This window comes from Roseateles noduli (genome assembly GCF_050626985.1).
GTDB classification, from domain to species: domain Bacteria; phylum Pseudomonadota; class Gammaproteobacteria; order Burkholderiales; family Burkholderiaceae_C; genus Roseateles; species Roseateles noduli_A.
In genome coordinates this window covers 5,699,251-5,716,136 of the sequence record NZ_CP192463.1, presented here as the reverse complement: position 1 = coordinate 5,716,136, position 16,886 = coordinate 5,699,251, and the positions used below count along the sequence as shown (strand labels likewise).

The following is a 16,886-nucleotide window of genomic DNA, read 5'->3' as shown; positions in this document are numbered from 1 at the left end:
GGCGCATGAGGGCTTCAGTACTTCCGCCGCCGCTGGCCCTCACCCCGGCACTCGACGACTCCCTGCTGACACATCCGGTGTCGCGCCGAGGGTACCGTCACGGCTTTCGATGACCCCTGCTTCCGAATGCCCGTGATCGACCATGACGCGCTGCGGCGTCACGCCATCGCCCGCACCTTCTTCAAGCCGACGACGCTGCTGCGCGCGATCCAGCGCCTGGGCTTCGTGCAGGCCGACCCGATCCGCGCCCCGGCGCGCGCGCAGGACCTGATCCTGATGCACCGGGTCAAGGACTACCGCGCGGGCCAGTTGGAAGCGCGCTACGCGAAGCTGGCCGTCGAGGAGGACGCCCTCGTCAACTACGGCTTCCTGCCGCGCGAGATCCTGTCGCTGCTCCATCCGCGCACCCCGAAGCGCGCGTGGGACGAGGCAATGACCGCCCGCGCCGCCGAGGTCCTCGAGTTCATCCGCGCGCGCGGCCGCACGCATCCGCAGCATGTGCAGCAGGCGTTCAGCCATGGGCGCGTCGAGGGCTACTGGGGCGGCGAGCTCAACGCCAGCACGCACCTGCTCGACGGCATGCACTACCGCGGCCTGCTGCGCGTGGCGCGGCGCGACTCCGGCACGCGGGTCTACGAGGTGATCGAGCACCAGCCCCAGGACGACAGCCCCGAGGCCCGCCACACGCGGGCGGCGCGACTGCTCGACATGATCGTGGCGCTCTATGCGCCGCTGCCCTCGCCCAGCCTCGGCTACCTGACCTCGCTGCTGGGCTACGGCGCACCGCACCTGAACGTCGAGGCGCGCAAGGTGCTGAAGGAAGCGAAGACGCGCTGGGGCCACGCGAAGATCGACGGCGAGGTCTGGTACTGGCCCGCCGACGAGCATCCGGCGTCACGCGCGCACAAGGTCGAGCCGGACCGGCTCCGTTTCCTCGCGCCGTTCGACCCGCTGGTGTGGGACCGCCGCCGCTTCGAGCGGCTGTGGGGCTGGGCCTACCGCTTCGAGGCCTACACGCCGCCGGCCAAGCGCACGATGGGCCACTACGCGCTGCCGATGCTCTGGGGCGACCGGATGATCGGCTGGGCCAACCTGAAGGTCGAGGCCGGGACGCTGGTCCCGGACCTCGGCTTCATCGACAAGCGGCCGCGTGATGCGGCCTTCCGCGCCGCGCTGGACGAGGCGTACTACGAGATGGCCGTGTTCCTCGGACTCGAGGAATGACAGCGATCACGCATTGACCAGCGCCATCGACACCTCGGGGTACCGCTCGCCGGCGACCGGGAACTTGTCGAGCAGGTCGCGCAGGTCCTCGCGCAGCACGTCGTTGAGCCGCAGGCGCGCGGCCATCGCGTTTTCCTCCAGCCGCGCGGTCGAGCGGGTGCCGGGGATCGGCACGATGTCCGGACCGCGGTCCAGCAGCCAGGCCAGCGCCAATTGCGCCGGTGCCAGGCCGTGGTCGCGGGCCAGCGCGACGATCGCATCGGCCAGCGCGAGGTTCTGCGCCAGGTGGCCGTCCTGGAAGCGCGGATTGACCCGCCGCCAGTCGTTGGCCGCCAGTTGATCGGCGCTGCGGATCGCGCCGGTCAGGAAGCCCCGACCCAGCGGGCTGTATGGCACGAGCGCGATGCCGAGCTCGCGGCAGGTGGGCAGCACCTCGGCCTCGACATCGCGGGTCCACAGCGAGTACTCGGACTGCACCGCCGCGATCGGATGCACCCGGTGGGCGCGGCGGATCGTCTCCGCGGAGGCTTCCGACAGCCCGATGTGGCGCACCTTGCCCGCGCGCACCAGCTCGGCCATCGCGCCGACGGTCTCCTCGATCGGCACGGACTTGTCGACGCGGTGCAGGTAGTACAGGTCGATGTGGTTCACGCCGAGCCGGCGCAGGCTCGCATCGCAGGACGCGTGGACATGGGCCGGCTTGCCGTTGACGCCGGCCGAGAGCCCGTCGGCGTTGCGGACGATGCCGAACTTGGTGGCCAACACCACTTCACGGCGGCGGTTGGCGAGCAGCCCCGACAGCAGACGCTCGTTGGCGCCGTTGCCGTAGATGTCGGAGGTGTCGAGGAAGTTCATCCCGAGGTCCAGCGCGCGATGCAGGACGGCCATCGACGTGGCCTCGTCGGCGGGGCCGTAGAAATCGGACATCCCCATGCAGCCGAGCCCGAGCGCGGAGACCTCCGGCCCGTGCGCGCCGAGCCGGCGGCGCGGCAGCTGGGGCAGGTTGTTGAGCGGTTCCCTGGACATGATGGTCATGGCGGCACTCCTTCGAAAGCAAGGTGACAGCGGCGATCGGACGACCGCCGCGATGACCGAGAGCTTAGGAATCCGCCCCCCTCCGGAACCAGCGCAATGCTCGCCCGTCCTTGCCCAATCCTCCGGAACCCCGTCCGGCGCCCTCGCGGGCGCTGGCGGCGCGCGCGACGGACTTGCACAATCCGATGCATGGTCGCACCCACTCCGATTCCCCTCGCCGACGGCTTCCCCGACGCGCTGCAGGCCCTGCGCGCGCAGATGGTGGATCTGACGCTCCGGCACATCGACGGCGAAGGCTCCCGCCCGACCGCCATTCCCTGCCTGCACCTGATCAAGGCCAGCTGCAGCATGCCCAAGACCGCGCCGGCCTTCTACGAGCCCGGCCTGGCCATCGTGCTGCAGGGGCGCAAGAAGGTGGAGCTCGGCACCGAGACGCTGTACTACGACCCGCTGCACTTCCTGCTGGTGTCCATGCCGATGCTGCCCAAGGGCGGCGTCATCGAGGCGACGCCGGACAAGCCCTACCTGTGCGTGCGCATCGACTGCTCGACCGCGACGCTGGCCGAGCTGATGCTCGAGGTCGGCCCGGCAAGCACCGATGCATCGCCGTCGGCGCAGTCGGGGCTGAACGTCGCGCCGGTGTCGGAATCGCTGCTGAGCGCCGCCCTGCGGCTGATGCAGCTGCTCGACAACCCGTCGGACCAGCGCGTCATGGCGCCGCTGCTGCAGCGGGAGATCTTCTATCGCGTGCTGACCGGCCCGCTCGGTCCACGGCTGCGCGCGCTGGCCCAGCAGGACAGCGCGACGCGCCGCCTGTCGCGCGCGATCGACGAGCTGAACCGCCGCTTCAGCGAAGCCATCAGCATCGACGAGCTGGCCGCGGTGGCGCACATGAGCGCCTCGACCTTGCATCAGCGCTTCAAGCAGCTGACGAGCATGTCGCCGATGCAGTACCAGAAGCAGCTGCGGCTGCAGCATGCGCGCCGGCTGATGCTCGGCGAAGGGCTGGACGCGGCGGCGGCGGCGCATCAGGTCGGCTACGAGAGCGCCTCGCAGTTCAGCCGCGAATACCGTCGCCTCTTCGGCACGCCGCCGCGCGCCGACATCGAGCAGCTGCTGCGCGCAGGATGAGCCCGCTCATGCAGGACACCGAGGCGCTGAGCGCGATGCTGTCGCGCCATGCGCCGCGTGAGGGCGTCTGGCCGACGGCCCTGCCCCGGCTGTGGATCATCCGGCTCGACGCGCCGGGCGGCGAACTCGCGCACGCGGTTCAGCCGGCCTCGCTGTGCGTGATCTCGCAGGGCGCGAAGGAGGTGCGGCTCGGCGAGGAGCGCTACGTCTACGATGCCGCGCGCTTCATGGTGTTCACGACCGACCTGCCGGTCAGCGGCCGCGTGACCGAGGCGACCCCGGAGCGCCCCTACCTCTGCCTGCGCCTGGACTTCGATCCGGAGGAGGTGGCGGAGCTGGTCGCGCGGAGCGGTCCGCCTCGCGCGCCCGCCGCGCCACAGATACCGGTGGCATCAGCGGCGCCGGTCGCATCGACGGGCAACGCCGAGGGCGACGACCTCGGCCGCGGCCTCTTCGTCAGCGCGGTCACGGCGGAGATGCTCGACGCATCGGCGCGCCTGATGCGGCTGCTCGATCATCCGGAGGACCAGGCCGCGCTCGCGGCCATGGCCATGCGCGAGCTGGTCTACCGCGTGCTGCGCAGCGAGCAGGGCGAGCGTCTGGCGCAGGTCGCGCGCGCCGACAGCCAGACGCAGCGCGTGCACCGCGCGATCCGCTGGCTGAAGGCGCATTACGCGCAACCGCTGCGCATCGAATCGCTGGCCAAGGAGGCGCACATGAGCGCGTCGTCGCTGCACCACCATTTCCGCGCGCTGACGTCGATGAGTCCCTTGCAGTACCAGAAGCAGCTGCGACTGCAGGAGGCCCGCCGGCTGCTGATCGCCGAGGGCCTGGAAGTCGCGCGAGCCGGCCATGCGGTCGGGTACGAGAGCCCGTCGCAGTTCAGCCGCGAGTACAGCCGCCTTTACGGTGCACCGCCATCGCGGGACGCGGCGAAGCGGCGCGACACGCCGGCCTCGCGGTTCACGGCCTGAGCGCCGCCGCGATCCGGTTGCGCCACCGTCGGGTGTCCACGCGCGGCGGCCAGGCCCCCTCACTTGCCGAAGCAGTTCCCCACCATCGCCGGCGCGTCCTTGAGACGATCGTCCGTCGGGTTGATGGCGGCGACGCGGTTCTCGTAGACCCGCGTGCACTTGCTGCCCTGGCGGATCACCTTGGAGCCCGAGCCGCTCGTCGACACGCTCGACACGATGGGCAGGGTGCCGGCGGCGTCCGCGATCGCGGACTCGACGGTGCGCGGCGCGCTGTGGGAGCGATCGTCGTTGCGGATCTGATCGGCCATGCGCACGCGCGCATCGGAGGCGGGACCGGCCTTCGGCAGTGCGAGGTTGAGCGTCGTGCGCCCGTTGCCGAGCGGCGCGGACGCCCCCGAGGCCGGCAGTGCCGGGGCCGCCACCGTCTGGATCGACGTCGACGGCGGCGCGGCGGTGATCGTCACCTCGGGCGGCGCCACGAGGATCGGCGCCTGCACCCGCGGAAGCTCGAGCCGACGTCGTTCACGCTCTGGTCGGGCCGCGGGCGGTGTCTCGCGGCTCGTCGGGAGCGGCAGCAGCCGCACCTCGGTCAGCCGGGGGCCTTCGGATGTCCCGCGCCCTCGCCAGCCGTGGTCCATCCACAGCATCGACAGGAAGGCGGCCTGCACCAGCAGCGCCGCAGCCAGCCCGATCCCTCGCCGCCTGCCTGCGGGACGCTGCCAATGCGACGCCGTCATGCGGGCGCGCCTCCTCGATCCATCGCGCCCTCCCCGGCCGACCTGTCCTGGGGCGCGATGGTAGCCGCGCCCCGTGACCGTTGCCGGAGGCCCGCCCGAGACGGTCGGTCAGACGCCGTCGCGATCCAGCGAGGCCGACAGCCCCGCGTGGGCCTCGACCTCCGCCATCCGCTGGCCGAAGGTCTCGCGCGCCATGCCGAGCGCGTCCGAGCCCGCCACGAAATGCAGCGGCGGCGTCGGCATCGCGGCCAGTTCGACGAAGGCCCGTCCCAGCTTTGCCGGATCACCGGGTTGCTGGTGGTTGTAGGCCTCATAAGTCGACAGCGGCGGCGTGGGCAGCGTCGCGTAATCCGCGATGGACTGCGACCCGTAGCGGACCGAGCTGGCATCCAGGAAATCGGTGCGGAAGAAGCCCGGCTCGACGACCGTCACGCGGATGTTGAAGCCGGCGAGCTCGGGCGCCAGCGACGCGGTGAAGCCGTCGACGGCGAACTTCGTCGCGCAATACACCGCCGCGCCGTCGAAGCCGCGGAAGCCGCCGACCGACGCGATGTTCAGGATGTGCCCGTCGCGTTGACGACGCATCACCGGCAACACCGCGCGGGTGACATGCATCAGGCCGAAGACGTTGGTGGCGAACTGGCGCTCGATGTCGGCGGCGCTGATTTCCTCGAACAGGCCGAGCTGCCCGTAGCCGGCGTTGTTGACCAGCACGTCGATGCGGCCGAAGCGGGCAACGGCCTGCTCGACCGCGTGGACAGCATCGGCCTCGCGGCTGACGTCCAGCGGGAGGCACAGCACGGCCTCGCCGTGGTCGGCATATGCCGTCTTCAGCGCGTCGACGTTGCGGCCGGTGGCGACGACACGGTCGCCGGCGGCCAGCGCCGCCAGGGCGATCTCGCGGCCGAAACCGCGGTTGGCGCCGGTGATGAACCAGATCTTGCTCATGGAGTTCCGTCCTTCAGGGGGTTCGGGGCCGGCGGCATGAAGTGCCGGGGCCGGTGTTGGGGGACGGATGAATCGTAGGAACGGGGCGGCGATCGCCCATGCCGATTCCGGCGCACCGCTTGCACGATCCGCCAAAGTACCGTTCCGGCGCCGACGCAACACCCGGGGATGCGCGCCAACGGCCCTTGTGTTATATTCCCCGACTTGACTCGCACAAGACCACCCTCTTCAGGTCTTCTTCTGCAGCCCCTCCGGTCCCTCCCAAGGACCCTTCTGCGAGCGGCTCGCACCAGCATCACCCCCCGGTTCGTGCGCTTGAGCGTTTCTGGCTTCGGTCTGCCTGTTCGCCATTCGGCTGATTGGCATCAGAAGCCACTTTCCGTGCCTCTTCTGTTCGTATCATCGAATCGGAGTGACACACCTTCCCACACCGCGCCAAGACGGTTGCTTATTGCGATTGCCTGTCAAGGCGCACACCTCAAAATAACGATGCAGAACAAACGCATTGAGGTGGGGCGATTCCTTGTCTCACCGATGACCAAACCCCATGCCGACGGCGGATTCGCCGCGGCCGTCTCGATCCAGTCGGGACGCGGCATGGCCAGCATTGATCGTGTCATGCGATTCGTGCCGACCTTCGAGACCCGCCGCGCCGCGTTGCGCTATGCGGAGACCGAAGGCACCGCCTGGGCGCGCAACCACTGAGTCGCGCGCCGCTGATATCCAAGGCGAGGGCCTGCGGCAGACCGCGGCTGGCGCCGTTTTCATCTTCAAGAATGGAGCAAGCCGTATGGCCAAGGAAGAACTGATCGAGATGCAGGGTGTCGTCAACGAAATCCTGCCGGACTCGCGCTTTCGCGTGACGCTGGAAAACGGCCATCAGGTCATCGCCTACACGGGCGGCAAGATGCGCAAGCATCACATCCGCATCCTGGCCGGCGATGCCGTCTCGCTGGAAATGTCGCCTTACGACCTGACCAAGGGCCGGATCACCTTCCGTCACCTGCAGCGCTCGAACCACTCGGGTCCGCCGCCGGTCCGTCGCTGACGCGCCTTGCCGCGGGAGGCCCCAGGCCCCCTGCGCGAGAATCGCCGGCCATGACCGACGTCCAGTCCGACTCCGCCGCTGTTCCGGCCTCGCTCGAGGCCGGCGACGATCCGATGCCCGTGCCGCCGCCGCAGCCGGACATCGATGCGTGCTGCGGCAACGGCTGCGACCCGTGCATCTTCGACCTGCACGATCTGGCGATGGACGCGTACCGACAGGCCCTGCGTGCCTGGAAGTCGCGCCATCCCGAGGCGTCCTGAACGTTGAAGTCCTGACAATTCTCCGGACCCCACCCGAAGGGCCGCCTCGCGCGGCCCTTTCCTTTTGGCGGGCCCGTCGCCCCCCTCCCTCCACCGGGTGCTTTCCTTTCGTGACGTTTTCGGGGACATCCCCCGGTTCAGAACCGAGGCTCGATGGCCGACATCAAGGACAGGCGCCGCACTTGCCACAGCGGCGCGGTGCTCCCGCCCTCCGGAGGTCCAGATGTTCATGACCGGCCAGAACCGCTTCCATGTCGCGCATTCCGACGCGCAGGCCAATCTGCGCTTCGCGCTGGCGCGGTTGAGCACCGATTGGCGGGGCCTCGATCCCTTCGGACTGGAGATCCTGCTGCGCCACCTGCTGATGGCGGAGCACCGCTGCATGCCGCATCCGAGCGTGCTTCGGGAGCGTCCGACCAATCGCTGGCTGCTGCCGCGGCTGCGCCGTCGGCGGATCGAGGTGGCGGAGCGTCTGGTCGCCCTCGGGGGCCGGGTCAGCCATGCGGCGCTGGCCCGCGTGCTGCCGCGCGGGCATGACTGGCCCGGCGTCTCGGCGCTGGTCGGCCGTCATGCCTGGGACCCGGTCGAGGGCCGCCAGCCGCGCCCCCACCGCCCGGTCGCCGACGAGCCGGCCTACCCGCGCGTCGACAGCAGCGCCCGGGCCACTTCGGCGAAGCCGTCGCCGCGCTCGGTCGCGGTGACATAAGCGGGCGGGTGGTCCAGCATCGGCAGGAAACGCGCGATGTTGGCGACGCCCACCGACAGCGGCATGCGTTCGAACATCAATTGATCGTTCGTCGAGTCGCCCACATACACCCACTCGGCGGGATCGAAGTCCAGGCCCGTCAGCCGCTTCACCGCCCACTGCGCCGCGGTCCACTTGCTGTGATCGCCGATCCAGCCGTTGACGTGGATCGAACTGACCGTCGCCACCAGCCCATGCGCGCGCATCCGGTCGCAGACGGCGGCGATCGCGTCGTCGTCGAGCGTCGTGAACTCGCTGTGATCGACGGCGATGTCGGTCAGCCGGCCGGCGCTGTCGCGCGCGAGCACGGCGCCGGGCACGGTCGCCACGATCTCCCGCGCGCACGCCTGCAGTCGCGCGAAGTTCGCCAATCGCGTCGCGTCGTCCTGGGCAAATTCGGTCGCGAGCGCCGCCCCTTCGCGATGCAGCAGCACCCCACCGTTCTCCGCGACGATCCCGCGCAGCGGCCAGGCCATCGCGAACGGTTCGCTCCAGCCGGCCGGGCGCCCCGTGATCGCAATGACCGGCACGCCGGCCGCGTGCAGCCGGTGCAGCGCATCCAGTGCCGCCGGCGCGATGGCGCCATCCGCCGTCAGGGTGTCGTCGATGTCCGTCAGCACCCCGCGCAGGGGGAGCCAGGCCGCGCGGGGGCAGTCGCTGAGCGGGGGGATCGTTCGCATGGGGGGCGATTGTGGCCCCGAGCGCAACGCTGTCATCGAGCCGCGGCCGGAACTTGACTACAATCGCGCCCTGTTCCGAGGAGCGTTGCGACCTCCCATCCCATCGAGGCCAGGCTCGGAACCGCCGCGCGGCGACACGTCCGCGGCAATGGCAACCGCGCTCACCCGTCGACCCTTCGTTGGCCGGGTGAGGACCGAGCGGCAAATGCCCTCTCCGCATCTCCCCGCGTCCCGATCGTTGGTGTCGACGGCCCTTCTTCGCAGGAGTCCGCATGAACGCCCAACTGAAGCCGCTGGCCCAAGACCAGTACCTGATCAAAGACCTGTCGCTGGCCGCGTGGGGCCGCAAGGAGATCAAGATCGCCGAGAGCGAGATGCCCGCGCTGATGGCCATCCGCGAGGAATACGCCGCCGCGCAGCCGCTCAAGGGTGCACGCATCACCGGCTCGCTGCACATGACGATCCAGACCGCCGTGCTGGTCGAGACGCTGCAGGCGCTGGGCGCGGAAGTCCGCTGGGCCTCGTGCAACATCTTCTCGACGCAGGACCACGCCGCCGCCGCGCTGGTCGCCGTCGGCACCCCCGTCTTCGCCTACAAGGGCGAGACGCTGGAGGACTACTGGGACTACACCCACCGCATCTTCGACTTCGGCGCCAAGGGCACGCCGGGCGAAGGCCCGAACATGATCCTGGACGACGGCGGCGACGCGACGCTGCTGATGCACCTGGGCCAGAAGGCCGAGAAGGACCTGTCCGTGCTGGCCAACCCGGGCAGCGAGGAAGAGCGCATCCTGTTCGCCGCGATCAAGAAGAAGGTCGCCGAGGACGCCACCTGGTACACCCGCAAGAGCGCCGAGATCATCGGCGTCACGGAAGAGACGACCACGGGCGTGCACCGCCTGAAGGAAATGTCGGCCAAGGGCACGCTGCTGTTCCGCGCGATCAACGTCAACGACTCGGTCACCAAGAGCAAGTTCGACAACCTGTACGGCTGCCGCGAATCGCTGGTGGACGGCATCAAGCGCGCCACCGACGTGATGATCGCCGGCAAGATCGCCGTGATCGCCGGTTATGGCGACGTGGGCAAGGGCTCGGCCCAGGCGATGCGCGCGCTGTCGGCGCAGGTGTGGGTCACCGAGATCGACCCGATCTGCGCGCTGCAGGCCGCGATGGAGGGCTTCCGCGTCGTGACGATGGAATACGCCGCCGACAAGGCCGACATCTTCGTCACCACGACCGGCAACAAGGGCGTGATCCGCCATGAGCACATGGCCGCGATGAAGCACAACGCCATCGTCTGCAACATCGGCCACTTCGACAACGAGATCGACATCGCCTCGATCGAGAAGTACGAGTGGGAAGAGATCAAGCCGCAGGTCGACCATGTGATCTTCCCCGACGGCAAGCGGATCATCCTGCTGGCCAAGGGCCGTCTGGTGAACCTGGGCTGCGGCACCGGCCACCCGAGCTACGTGATGTCCTCCAGCTTCGCCAACCAGACGATCGCCCAGATCGAGCTGTTCGCGCACAAGGACGCCTACGCCGTCGGCCAGGTCTACGTGCTGCCCAAGCATCTGGACGAGCACGTCGCGCGCCTGCAGCTGAAGACGCTGAACGCGCAGCTGAGCGAGCTGACGGACGAGCAGGCCGCCTACATCGGCGTGTCGAAGTCGGGCCCGTACAAGCCCGATACCTATCGCTATTGATCCACTGACCCTAGCCTGACCCGAGACCCGACCCATGCGTGCTGACCAGCTGCTTCTCTCCCTTGGCCTGGCGCCCACGCGCTCGGCCGCCCAGCGGCTGATCGACGCGCGTGCGGTCGAGTGGGAAGGCCCCAAGGGCTGGACCGTCGTGCGCAAGTGCGGCGAGGACCTGCCCGAGACCACCCCCCTGCGCGTGACGGACGACGCCGAGCTGCGTTACGTCTCGCGCGGCGGGCTCAAGCTCGAAGGCGCGCTGGCCAAGGTCGGTGTGTCGGTGGCAGGCCTCTCGGCGCTGGACATGGGCCAGAGCGCGGGCGGTTTCACCGACGTGCTGCTCAAGGCCGGCGCGGCGCACGTGACCGGCATCGATGTCGGCCACAGCCAGCTGCATGAGACCTTGAAGGCGGACCCGCGCGTGACCGCCCATGAAGGCATGCACGTGAAGGACTACGTCCCCGAGGCGCCCTTCGATCTCGTCGTGGGCGACCTGAGCTTCATCTCGATGATCGGCACGCTCAAGCACGTGGTCGGTTGGCTCAAGCCGCAAGGCCAGGCGCTGCTGCTGATCAAGCCGCAGTACGAGCTGGGTCCGAAGGCCTTGAACAAGAACGGCATCGTCAAGGACAAGGCGCAATACGTCGTGCTCAAGGAGCAGGCCGTGGCGGCTGCCGAGAAGCGCGACCTCGTCGTCAGGGGCTGGTTCGAAAGCCCCGTCACCGGCGGCGACGGCAATACCGAATTTTTCATCTGGGTTCAGAAACCATGACGACGCCTGTCAGCATCGAATTCTTCCCGCCCAACACGCCCGTCGGCACCGAGAAGCTGAAGACCGTCGTGCAGGAGCTGCGCGCGGTGAATCCCCAGTACTTCAGCGTCACCTACGGCGCGGGCGGATCGACGCGCGAGAAGACGCTGTCGACCGTCGCGGACATCGCCTCGTCCGGCTTCGAGGCGGCGCCGCACCTGTCCTGCGTGGGCTCGACGCGCGAGAACATCGCGGAGATCCTGGCGACCTACCGCGCACAGAACATCCGGCGCGTCGTCGCGCTGCGCGGCGACCTGCCCAGCGGCACGGCGACGGCGGGCGAGTTCCGCTACGCGGCCGAGCTGGTGCGCTTCATCCGCGAGACGCAAGGCGCGGACTGGGACATCGAGGTCGCCGCCTATCCCGAGTACCACCCGCAGCAGCGCTACGCGGCGCGCGACCTGCAGTTCTTCGCGGACAAGGTACGCGCCGGCGCCAGCGGCGCCATCACGCAGTTCTTCTACAACCCCGATGCCTACTTCCATTTCGTCGACGCGACGCGGGCGATCGGCGTGGAGGTGCCGATCGTGCCGGGCATCATGCCGATCAACAACTTCGCGCGGATCGCGCAGTTCGCGCAACGCGACGGCATCGAGATCCCGCGCTGGGTCGCGCTGAAGATGGAGGGCTACATGGACGACGCCGCCTCGGTGCGCGCCTTCGGCCTGGACGTCGTCACGCGGCTCTGCGAACGGCTGATCGCCGGCGGCGTGCCGGGGCTGCATTTCTATTCGCTCAACCAGAGCGCGCTCACGCTGGCGTTGTGCGAACGCCTCGGTCTCGCCGCGAAAGCTTGATAAGGCGCAAACGCTCCGCGCCATCGCAGGGAACCGCTCCGGTTCGCCGCCGTTCCTTGTGAATGGTCAAGGTGCTCACGGAGCGGTCCGCGTTCAATCCCGGTCATCCCATTGATCAGGAGTGACCGCATGTCCCGCACCACCCCCCTCGCCTCTTTCCGCCCCGCCATCGTCGCGGCCGTCGCGCTCGCGGCGCTCTCCGCCTTGGCCCCGTCGGCCCACGCGCAGAGCAGCCCGTGGGTGTACCGCGCCCGCGCGGTGAACATCGACCCGGCGGACAAGGACAAGACCGGCCTGGGTCTGTCGCTGAGCCGCAAGACGATCCCCGAGCTCGACTTCAGCTACTTCCTGGCGCCGAACTGGGCCGCCGAGCTGATCCTGACCGTGCCGCAGCGTCACAAGCTCTACAGCAACGGCACGCGCATCGGCACGGTGAAGCACCTGCCGCCGACACTGACGCTGCAGTACCACTTCAACCCGGAAGGGACCTTCCGCCCCTATGTCGGCGCTGGCCTCAACTACACGAGCTTCTCCGGCGTCCACTTCGAGCCCGCCGTGCAGACGGCGCTGCAACCGACCATCAAGAAGCACAGCGTCGGCCTGGCCGCGCAGGCCGGCTTCGACGTGATGCTCGACAAGCAGTGGTCGATCAACGTCGACGTGAAGAAGATCCAGATGGACACCGAGGTCCGCTCCCAGGGCGTGAACGTCGGGAAGTTCAAGATCGATCCGCTGCTGGTGGGCGTGGGTGTCGGTTATCGGTTCTGATCGCTGCGGCCATCGCCCGAAATTGACAGCTCGACGCCGTTCACGCTAACCTACTCCTCGTGTTCTGCCCGCTTGCCACCACGGTGGCTGGACTTGGCGTTCACCGGGCTTACGCCCGAAGCAACGGCACAGCGACGTAACCAGCCGTTCTCCGCCGCTCATGCGGTCCCGCAGGGTTAAAGCGAACGTCGCGCCTTCTTCGAAGGGGCCTACGCGGGCCCCTTCTCCTTTTTCACCAGCACTCCCCCAGCGCAGCGCCAAAGGTCCGGGCCCCCATGCCTCGTGGCGGCGGTACGCCGGCTCGCGCCGGATACGCAGATTCGACCCAGACCAGCAATGAGCGCGGTCGATTGGGTGGCGTCAGACGCCGGGCCCTGAAGAACACGAAGTACTGCAGGTGCAGATCCGGCATCGATGCGATCGGCGTGAGCTCAACGCGATAGAAGTTCTCGTGGCGCGTGCGACTCACACGGCCATTCGAGCGGATGAGTTCATCGATCACGCGCACCAGCCGCTTCGAGAGTTCGTACCGCTCGGCGTCAAACACGCGAGGCCGCGGCTGATGAGAAGAACCATCCGGGACGGCGTGCCCATCCGGCGCGACCTCCCCCGCTTCCAACCCCCTCGAAAAGCAATGACAGGAAAAGCGGAACTCCACGGGGACGACCTTCTTGACGCCTCCTCGCAATTCGAGGCTCACCTTGCGCACGATCGGCGCGAGGTGTTCAAGGCTCACCTCGACGCCATCGATCTTCATCGAGGAGTACGACATCGCATCCATCCACGTAGCGAGGCAACGCTGTTCCAGGCCTCGAAACGACGAAGCCCAGTCGATTGACTGGGCCTCCGAGGGACTCGACAGTCGACGCTTCCTCTCAGGACCTCAAGGCTTGGAAGCGAAGAACCTCATGGGCAACCGTGGATGATTCTCTTCGGCGCAAGACCTGGCACGCGCCTTTCCGACTCACGATCTGAAAGTTGTTTGCGTTAGATCAATGCCGCGAACGCATCCCGCGTCAGGTTCTCCGGCGCGCCCGTTTCGCGGCAGGCGACATCGTCCTCGATGCGGACACCGCCGAACGCGCTCAGGTGCTTCACCAGCGCCCAATCCACGTTCGCCGCCGCGGGCGTCGCGCGCAGCTTGTCCAGCAGCATCGGGATGAAGTACAGGCCCGGCTCGATCGTCACCACCATGCCCGGCTGCAGCACGCGCGTCAGGCGCAGGTAGGGATGGCCTTCCGGCTTGGCGATCGTGCCGCCATCCTCGCCGGCCATGAAGCCGCCGATGTCATGGACCTGCAAGCCCAGCAGGTGGCCGATGCCGTGCGGCAGGAACGTCGACGTCACGCCTTGCGCGACCATCGCGTCCTCGTCCATCTTCACGATGCCGAGCTGGCGCAGCACCCCGGCGATCTCGCGGTGGGAGTCCAGGTGGATGTCGCGATAGTCCACGCCCGCGCGCACGCGGTCGACCAGTCGCAGCTGGGAGGCCTCCATCGCATCGATCAGCGCCTGGAACGACGCGTCGCCGTTGCCGGTCGTGCGGGTGATGTCCGACGCGTAGCCGCAGCTGTGCGCGCCCGCGTCCACCAGCAGCGACAGCGATTGCGACGGCGCGCGCTGGTCCTGGTACTGGTAATGCAGCACCGCCGCGTGCTCGTTGAGCGCGACGATGTTGCCGTAGGGCAGGTCGCGCTCCGCGAAGCCGCAGGCGTCCAGATAGGCGTTGTGGATGGCCGCCTCGGACCGCCCGTCGCGGAAGGCGCGCTGCGACGCCAGATGCGCCTTGGCGCCCAGCGCCGACGCCTCGCGCAGGCGCAGCAGCTCGTAGCCGGTCTTCGCGGCGCGCGCGTAGTGCAGCGGGTTCAGCACGTCGGGCGGATTGTTCGGGACGATGTCTCCCAATGCCGCGTCCGCTTCGCCGACGATCGCCAGCGTGCCCGGCACCTGCAGATAGGGCAGCGCCTCCTCCGGCTTGCGCACGACGATCAGCTCGAAGTGGTCCACCCAGAAGCCGCTCGGTGCCTCGGGCGGCACGTGCCAGTAATCCTCGGGCTGTACGTAGACGAGACGCGGCCTGTGCCCCGGCCGGATCACCAGCCAACTGTCCGGATGGCGGATCAGCGGCACCCACAGCTTGAAGTGGGGATTCGGCTGGAAGACGTAAGGCCGGTCGTCGAGGAAGGCGAACTTCTCGATGCCCGAGGCGATCAGCAGCGCGTCGAATCCGCCGCGCTGCAGCGCGTGTTCGGTGCGGCGCTGCTGCTCCGCGAGGTGAACCGTGTAGAGGGCGTTCAGGGCGTGGGGATCAACGGAACTCATGGCAGGGCTCACGGCAGAACTCGAGGCGGGATTCATGCGCGGGAATTCTCCCAGACGACCCCCATCTCGGTCAGCATCGCATCGAGCCGAACGTCGTTCGGCTGGGCGGTCAGCGTCGGTTGGAAGCCGTGGCTGAAGCCCACGCCGACGACCACCGGCTGCGGCTGGATCTGCCCGATCGTGCGCAGCATGAAGCCGCCGCCGTAACCCATGCGGATCCCGCCCGGGCCGTAGCCCACGCAGGGCAGCAGCAGCAACTGCGGATCGAAGGCCTCGGTGTCCTTGGGTTTGGTGATGCCGGTGGCGTCCTCTTCCATCGGGCAGCCCGGGTACCAGACGTGGAAGCGCAGCCGGCCTTCCTCGCGATCGACGACGGGCAGGCCGATGCGACGGTCGCCGTCGACCTCGCTCCAGCGGTACAGCGCCGGCAGCGGATCGAATTCCCCCTTGATCGGCCAGTAGGCGGCGATGCGCTTTTCCTTGCGTCCGATCAGCCAGACGCGCAGCACGCTCTGCACGACGTCGGCGAGTTCAAGGCGGCCCGGCAGGTCCAGGCGTTCGCGGATCAGGCGCTCGCGCAGCGCCTGGCGGTCTTCGGAGATCGGCAGCTTGTCGTTCGGATCCATCCAGCCCATTCGCCTTCCCTTGAGGACCCGGCGGGCCCTGGAGCGGACCATTGTGGCCGCCTCGCGGACAGGGCGCCAGCGCTGATCTAGAGTCGGCGCCATGGCACGCACCACCACCACGGGAACCGTCCGGCACCTCACCGGCGCCGGCGCGGACTTCGCGAATCACTGCATGGAGTTGCTGGCCCCGCTCGGGCCGGTGCTGGCGCGGCGGATGTTCGGCGGCTTCGGGCTGTATGTGGACGGCCTGTTCCTGGCCATCATCAGTCGCGACGAGCTCTACCTGAAGGCCGACGCCGTCAGCCAGGCGCGGTATGTGGCCGCCGGCTGCGAGCCGTTCCGGTACTCGAAGACCGGCAAGGACGGGCGGGAGGAGGTCGCCAGCCTGAATTACTTCCGGCCGCCGGAGGAGACGCTGGAGTCGCCCGCGCTGATGCTGCCCTGGGGGCGGCTGGCGATGGAGTCGGCCTTGCGCTCCGCCAATGCGAAGCCGAAGGCCAGGACGCCGAAGAAGAGCGCCGGCACTAGCGCCGAGCCCAGGACCGTCAGGACGGAGAAACCGGTCAAGGCGCTGAAGGGTGTCACGACGACGGCTCCTGCGGTCAAGCGTTCGCCAGGCGCTGGCCGAACAGTTGCCCGAAAGAAGGCAGGCGGCTGACGACGCTGCGCACCGGCTTGTTGGCGCAGGCCTGCGGCGGCACCATCAGCTGGAAGCGGGCGGTCGGCCAGGCTTCGACGACGAGTTCGGTGCCGCTGGCGACCTCCAGCGTTTCACCGGCCGACAGCCAGAAGTCCTGCGCCGGCAGGTTCAGGTCGCCGCGCTGCGTGACCCAGACGCGACCGACGAGCACATGCAGTTCACGGCGGCCCGGGCCGATCGGCAGGCTCATGGCCTCGCCCTGCGACAACGTCCACGCGGCGTCGTCGCGGCTGACCTGGATTGATGACTTTTGCATGACATTCATGATCTGCTCCTTGTCCGCCGGGCGGTCCGCGCACCGGCGGCCTTCCTCGTGAACATGGTGCAATACTAGGGTTGACCCGCACAGCGGTCCAATGAGTCTTGTCGCGTCGATTGAT

General features: G+C 68.6%; 20 protein-coding genes and 1 riboswitch. Of the genes, 12 read left to right on the top strand and 8 right to left on the bottom strand.

Going from position 1 to position 16,886, the window contains the following annotated elements:
* Positions 1-126: 126 nt before the first annotated feature.
* Positions 127-1,224, top strand: coding sequence for a DNA glycosylase AlkZ-like family protein (locus tag ACQ4L4_RS24990; RefSeq protein WP_431101491.1), 1,098 nt, complete (start codon positions 127-129; stop codon positions 1,222-1,224).
* A 6-nt stretch (positions 1,225-1,230) separates the two neighbouring features.
* Here ACQ4L4_RS24990 and ACQ4L4_RS24985 read toward each other — a convergent pair whose 3' ends face one another.
* Positions 1,231-2,259: an aldo/keto reductase gene (locus tag ACQ4L4_RS24985; protein ID WP_431101490.1), complete on the bottom strand. Its 1,029-nt coding sequence runs from the start codon at positions 2,257-2,259 to the stop codon at positions 1,231-1,233.
* A 189-nt stretch (positions 2,260-2,448) separates the two neighbouring features.
* Between ACQ4L4_RS24985 and ACQ4L4_RS24980 the strand changes: the two genes are divergently transcribed.
* Both ACQ4L4_RS24980 and ACQ4L4_RS24975 read left to right on the top strand, forming a co-directional pair.
* Positions 2,449-3,390 carry an AraC family transcriptional regulator gene (locus ACQ4L4_RS24980; protein ID WP_297531928.1) on the top strand — a complete coding sequence of 314 codons (942 nt, stop codon included), beginning with the start codon at positions 2,449-2,451 and terminating at the stop codon, positions 3,388-3,390.
* 8 nt (positions 3,391-3,398) lie between these two features.
* The gene (locus tag ACQ4L4_RS24975; RefSeq protein ID WP_431101489.1) at positions 3,399-4,364 is read left to right on the top strand and encodes an AraC family transcriptional regulator N-terminal domain-containing protein; all 966 of its coding nucleotides are present in this window, start codon (positions 3,399-3,401) and stop codon (positions 4,362-4,364) included.
* 59 nt (positions 4,365-4,423) lie between these two features.
* Here ACQ4L4_RS24975 and ACQ4L4_RS24970 read toward each other — a convergent pair whose 3' ends face one another.
* Both ACQ4L4_RS24970 and ACQ4L4_RS24965 read right to left on the bottom strand, forming a co-directional pair.
* Positions 4,424-5,101 (bottom strand): hypothetical protein, encoded by a 678-nt coding sequence (locus ACQ4L4_RS24970; protein WP_431101488.1) that lies wholly within the window; start codon positions 5,099-5,101, stop codon positions 4,424-4,426.
* Positions 5,102-5,209: 108 nt separating this feature from the next.
* Positions 5,210-6,049 carry an SDR family NAD(P)-dependent oxidoreductase gene (locus tag ACQ4L4_RS24965; protein ID WP_431101487.1) on the bottom strand — a complete coding sequence of 280 codons (840 nt, stop codon included), beginning with the start codon at positions 6,047-6,049 and terminating at the stop codon, positions 5,210-5,212.
* 489 nt (positions 6,050-6,538) lie between these two features.
* Here ACQ4L4_RS24965 and ACQ4L4_RS24960 point away from each other — a divergent pair, with 489 nt between their 5' ends.
* The 4 genes from ACQ4L4_RS24960 to ACQ4L4_RS24945 all read left to right on the top strand — a co-directional run bounded on the left by ACQ4L4_RS24960 (position 6,539) and on the right by ACQ4L4_RS24945 (position 8,063).
* Positions 6,539-6,754 (top strand): hypothetical protein, encoded by a 216-nt coding sequence (locus tag ACQ4L4_RS24960; RefSeq protein WP_431101486.1) that lies wholly within the window; start codon positions 6,539-6,541, stop codon positions 6,752-6,754.
* 85 nt (positions 6,755-6,839) lie between these two features.
* A complete protein-coding gene (infA, locus tag ACQ4L4_RS24955) occupies positions 6,840-7,097 on the top strand; it encodes a translation initiation factor IF-1 (protein ID WP_067278543.1) in 258 nt (85 codons plus the stop codon).
* A 50-nt stretch (positions 7,098-7,147) separates the two neighbouring features.
* Positions 7,148-7,357 (top strand): oxidoreductase-like domain-containing protein, encoded by a 210-nt coding sequence (locus tag ACQ4L4_RS24950; RefSeq protein ID WP_431101485.1) that lies wholly within the window; start codon positions 7,148-7,150, stop codon positions 7,355-7,357.
* 223 nt (positions 7,358-7,580) lie between these two features.
* Positions 7,581-8,063 carry a hypothetical protein gene (locus tag ACQ4L4_RS24945; RefSeq protein ID WP_377157966.1) on the top strand — a complete coding sequence of 161 codons (483 nt, stop codon included), beginning with the start codon at positions 7,581-7,583 and terminating at the stop codon, positions 8,061-8,063.
* Here ACQ4L4_RS24945 and ACQ4L4_RS24940 read toward each other — a convergent pair.
* Complete coding sequence (locus tag ACQ4L4_RS24940; protein ID WP_431101484.1) at positions 7,991-8,782, bottom strand: HAD family hydrolase; 792 nt, start codon at positions 8,780-8,782, stop codon at positions 7,991-7,993. The two genes, ACQ4L4_RS24945 and ACQ4L4_RS24940, sit on opposite strands and share 73 nt — an antisense overlap.
* 71 nt (positions 8,783-8,853) lie before the next feature.
* Positions 8,854-8,952: riboswitch (S-adenosyl-L-homocysteine riboswitch) on the top strand.
* Between the two features lie 102 nt (positions 8,953-9,054).
* Here ACQ4L4_RS24940 and ahcY point away from each other — a divergent pair.
* The 4 genes from ahcY to ACQ4L4_RS24920 all read left to right on the top strand — a co-directional run bounded on the left by ahcY (position 9,055) and on the right by ACQ4L4_RS24920 (position 12,858).
* The gene (gene ahcY, locus ACQ4L4_RS24935) at positions 9,055-10,488 is read left to right on the top strand and encodes an adenosylhomocysteinase (RefSeq protein ID WP_377157968.1); all 1,434 of its coding nucleotides are present in this window, start codon (positions 9,055-9,057) and stop codon (positions 10,486-10,488) included.
* A gap of 34 nt (positions 10,489-10,522) precedes the next feature.
* On the top strand, positions 10,523-11,254 hold the full coding sequence (locus tag ACQ4L4_RS24930) for a TlyA family RNA methyltransferase (RefSeq protein ID WP_377157970.1): 732 nt from the start codon (positions 10,523-10,525) through the stop codon (positions 11,252-11,254).
* Positions 11,251-12,090 carry a methylenetetrahydrofolate reductase [NAD(P)H] gene (gene metF / locus ACQ4L4_RS24925; RefSeq protein ID WP_431101483.1) on the top strand — a complete coding sequence of 280 codons (840 nt, stop codon included), beginning with the start codon at positions 11,251-11,253 and terminating at the stop codon, positions 12,088-12,090. Before ACQ4L4_RS24930 ends, metF begins: the two co-directional genes overlap by 4 nt.
* A gap of 129 nt (positions 12,091-12,219) precedes the next feature.
* The gene (locus tag ACQ4L4_RS24920) at positions 12,220-12,858 is read left to right on the top strand and encodes an OmpW/AlkL family protein (protein WP_431101482.1); all 639 of its coding nucleotides are present in this window, start codon (positions 12,220-12,222) and stop codon (positions 12,856-12,858) included.
* A gap of 232 nt (positions 12,859-13,090) precedes the next feature.
* On the opposite strand, the gene ACQ4L4_RS24915 is transcribed toward ACQ4L4_RS24920, so the two are convergent.
* The 3 genes from ACQ4L4_RS24915 to ACQ4L4_RS24905 form a co-directional block, all read right to left on the bottom strand.
* Positions 13,091-13,630: a hypothetical protein gene (locus ACQ4L4_RS24915; protein WP_431101481.1), complete on the bottom strand. Its 540-nt coding sequence runs from the start codon at positions 13,628-13,630 to the stop codon at positions 13,091-13,093.
* Positions 13,631-13,845: 215 nt separating this feature from the next.
* Positions 13,846-15,180, bottom strand: coding sequence for a Xaa-Pro dipeptidase (gene pepQ / locus ACQ4L4_RS24910; RefSeq protein ID WP_431101480.1), 1,335 nt, complete (start codon positions 15,178-15,180; stop codon positions 13,846-13,848).
* A gap of 32 nt (positions 15,181-15,212) precedes the next feature.
* On the bottom strand, positions 15,213-15,806 hold the full coding sequence (locus ACQ4L4_RS24905) for a 5-formyltetrahydrofolate cyclo-ligase (protein WP_431101479.1): 594 nt from the start codon (positions 15,804-15,806) through the stop codon (positions 15,213-15,215).
* A 100-nt stretch (positions 15,807-15,906) separates the two neighbouring features.
* Here ACQ4L4_RS24905 and ACQ4L4_RS24900 point away from each other — a divergent pair, with 100 nt between their 5' ends.
* Complete coding sequence (locus ACQ4L4_RS24900; RefSeq protein ID WP_431101478.1) at positions 15,907-16,464, top strand: TfoX/Sxy family protein; 558 nt, start codon at positions 15,907-15,909, stop codon at positions 16,462-16,464.
* Here the strand turns inward: ACQ4L4_RS24900 and ACQ4L4_RS24895 are convergent.
* On the bottom strand, positions 16,409-16,771 hold the full coding sequence (locus ACQ4L4_RS24895) for a DUF2917 domain-containing protein (protein ID WP_431101477.1): 363 nt from the start codon (positions 16,769-16,771) through the stop codon (positions 16,409-16,411). The two genes, ACQ4L4_RS24900 and ACQ4L4_RS24895, sit on opposite strands and share 56 nt — an antisense overlap.
* Positions 16,772-16,886: the final 115 nt, after the last annotated feature.

Excerpts from the sequence above, each read along its gene's own strand:
- ACQ4L4_RS24945 (WP_377157966.1), top strand. The coding sequence starts at position 7,581 with ATGTTCATGACCGGCCAGAACCGCTTCCATGTCGCGCATTCCGACGCG.
- ACQ4L4_RS24985 (WP_431101490.1), bottom strand. The coding sequence starts at position 2,259 with ATGACCATCATGTCCAGGGAACCGCTCAACAACCTGCCCCAGCTGCCG.
- ACQ4L4_RS24965 (WP_431101487.1), bottom strand. The coding sequence starts at position 6,049 with ATGAGCAAGATCTGGTTCATCACCGGCGCCAACCGCGGTTTCGGCCGC.
- ACQ4L4_RS24915 (WP_431101481.1), bottom strand. The coding sequence starts at position 13,630 with ATGTCGTACTCCTCGATGAAGATCGATGGCGTCGAGGTGAGCCTTGAA.
- ACQ4L4_RS24990 (WP_431101491.1), top strand. The coding sequence starts at position 127 with ATGCCCGTGATCGACCATGACGCGCTGCGGCGTCACGCCATCGCCCGC.
- ACQ4L4_RS24905 (WP_431101479.1), bottom strand. The coding sequence starts at position 15,806 with ATGGATCCGAACGACAAGCTGCCGATCTCCGAAGACCGCCAGGCGCTG.
- ACQ4L4_RS24960 (WP_431101486.1), top strand. The coding sequence starts at position 6,539 with ATGCAGAACAAACGCATTGAGGTGGGGCGATTCCTTGTCTCACCGATG.
- ACQ4L4_RS24920 (WP_431101482.1), top strand. The coding sequence starts at position 12,220 with ATGTCCCGCACCACCCCCCTCGCCTCTTTCCGCCCCGCCATCGTCGCG.
- ACQ4L4_RS24900 (WP_431101478.1), top strand. The coding sequence starts at position 15,907 with ATGGCACGCACCACCACCACGGGAACCGTCCGGCACCTCACCGGCGCC.
- pepQ (WP_431101480.1), bottom strand. The coding sequence starts at position 15,180 with ATGAGTTCCGTTGATCCCCACGCCCTGAACGCCCTCTACACGGTTCAC.
- ACQ4L4_RS24940 (WP_431101484.1), bottom strand. The coding sequence starts at position 8,782 with ATGCGAACGATCCCCCCGCTCAGCGACTGCCCCCGCGCGGCCTGGCTC.
- ACQ4L4_RS24950 (WP_431101485.1), top strand. The coding sequence starts at position 7,148 with ATGACCGACGTCCAGTCCGACTCCGCCGCTGTTCCGGCCTCGCTCGAG.
- ACQ4L4_RS24930 (WP_377157970.1), top strand. The coding sequence starts at position 10,523 with ATGCGTGCTGACCAGCTGCTTCTCTCCCTTGGCCTGGCGCCCACGCGC.
- ACQ4L4_RS24970 (WP_431101488.1), bottom strand. The coding sequence starts at position 5,101 with ATGACGGCGTCGCATTGGCAGCGTCCCGCAGGCAGGCGGCGAGGGATC.
- ACQ4L4_RS24980 (WP_297531928.1), top strand. The coding sequence starts at position 2,449 with ATGGTCGCACCCACTCCGATTCCCCTCGCCGACGGCTTCCCCGACGCG.
- metF (WP_431101483.1), top strand. The coding sequence starts at position 11,251 with ATGACGACGCCTGTCAGCATCGAATTCTTCCCGCCCAACACGCCCGTC.
- infA (WP_067278543.1), top strand. The coding sequence starts at position 6,840 with ATGGCCAAGGAAGAACTGATCGAGATGCAGGGTGTCGTCAACGAAATC.
- ACQ4L4_RS24975 (WP_431101489.1), top strand. The coding sequence starts at position 3,399 with ATGCAGGACACCGAGGCGCTGAGCGCGATGCTGTCGCGCCATGCGCCG.
- ACQ4L4_RS24895 (WP_431101477.1), bottom strand. The coding sequence starts at position 16,771 with ATGAATGTCATGCAAAAGTCATCAATCCAGGTCAGCCGCGACGACGCC.
- ahcY (WP_377157968.1), top strand. The coding sequence starts at position 9,055 with ATGAACGCCCAACTGAAGCCGCTGGCCCAAGACCAGTACCTGATCAAA.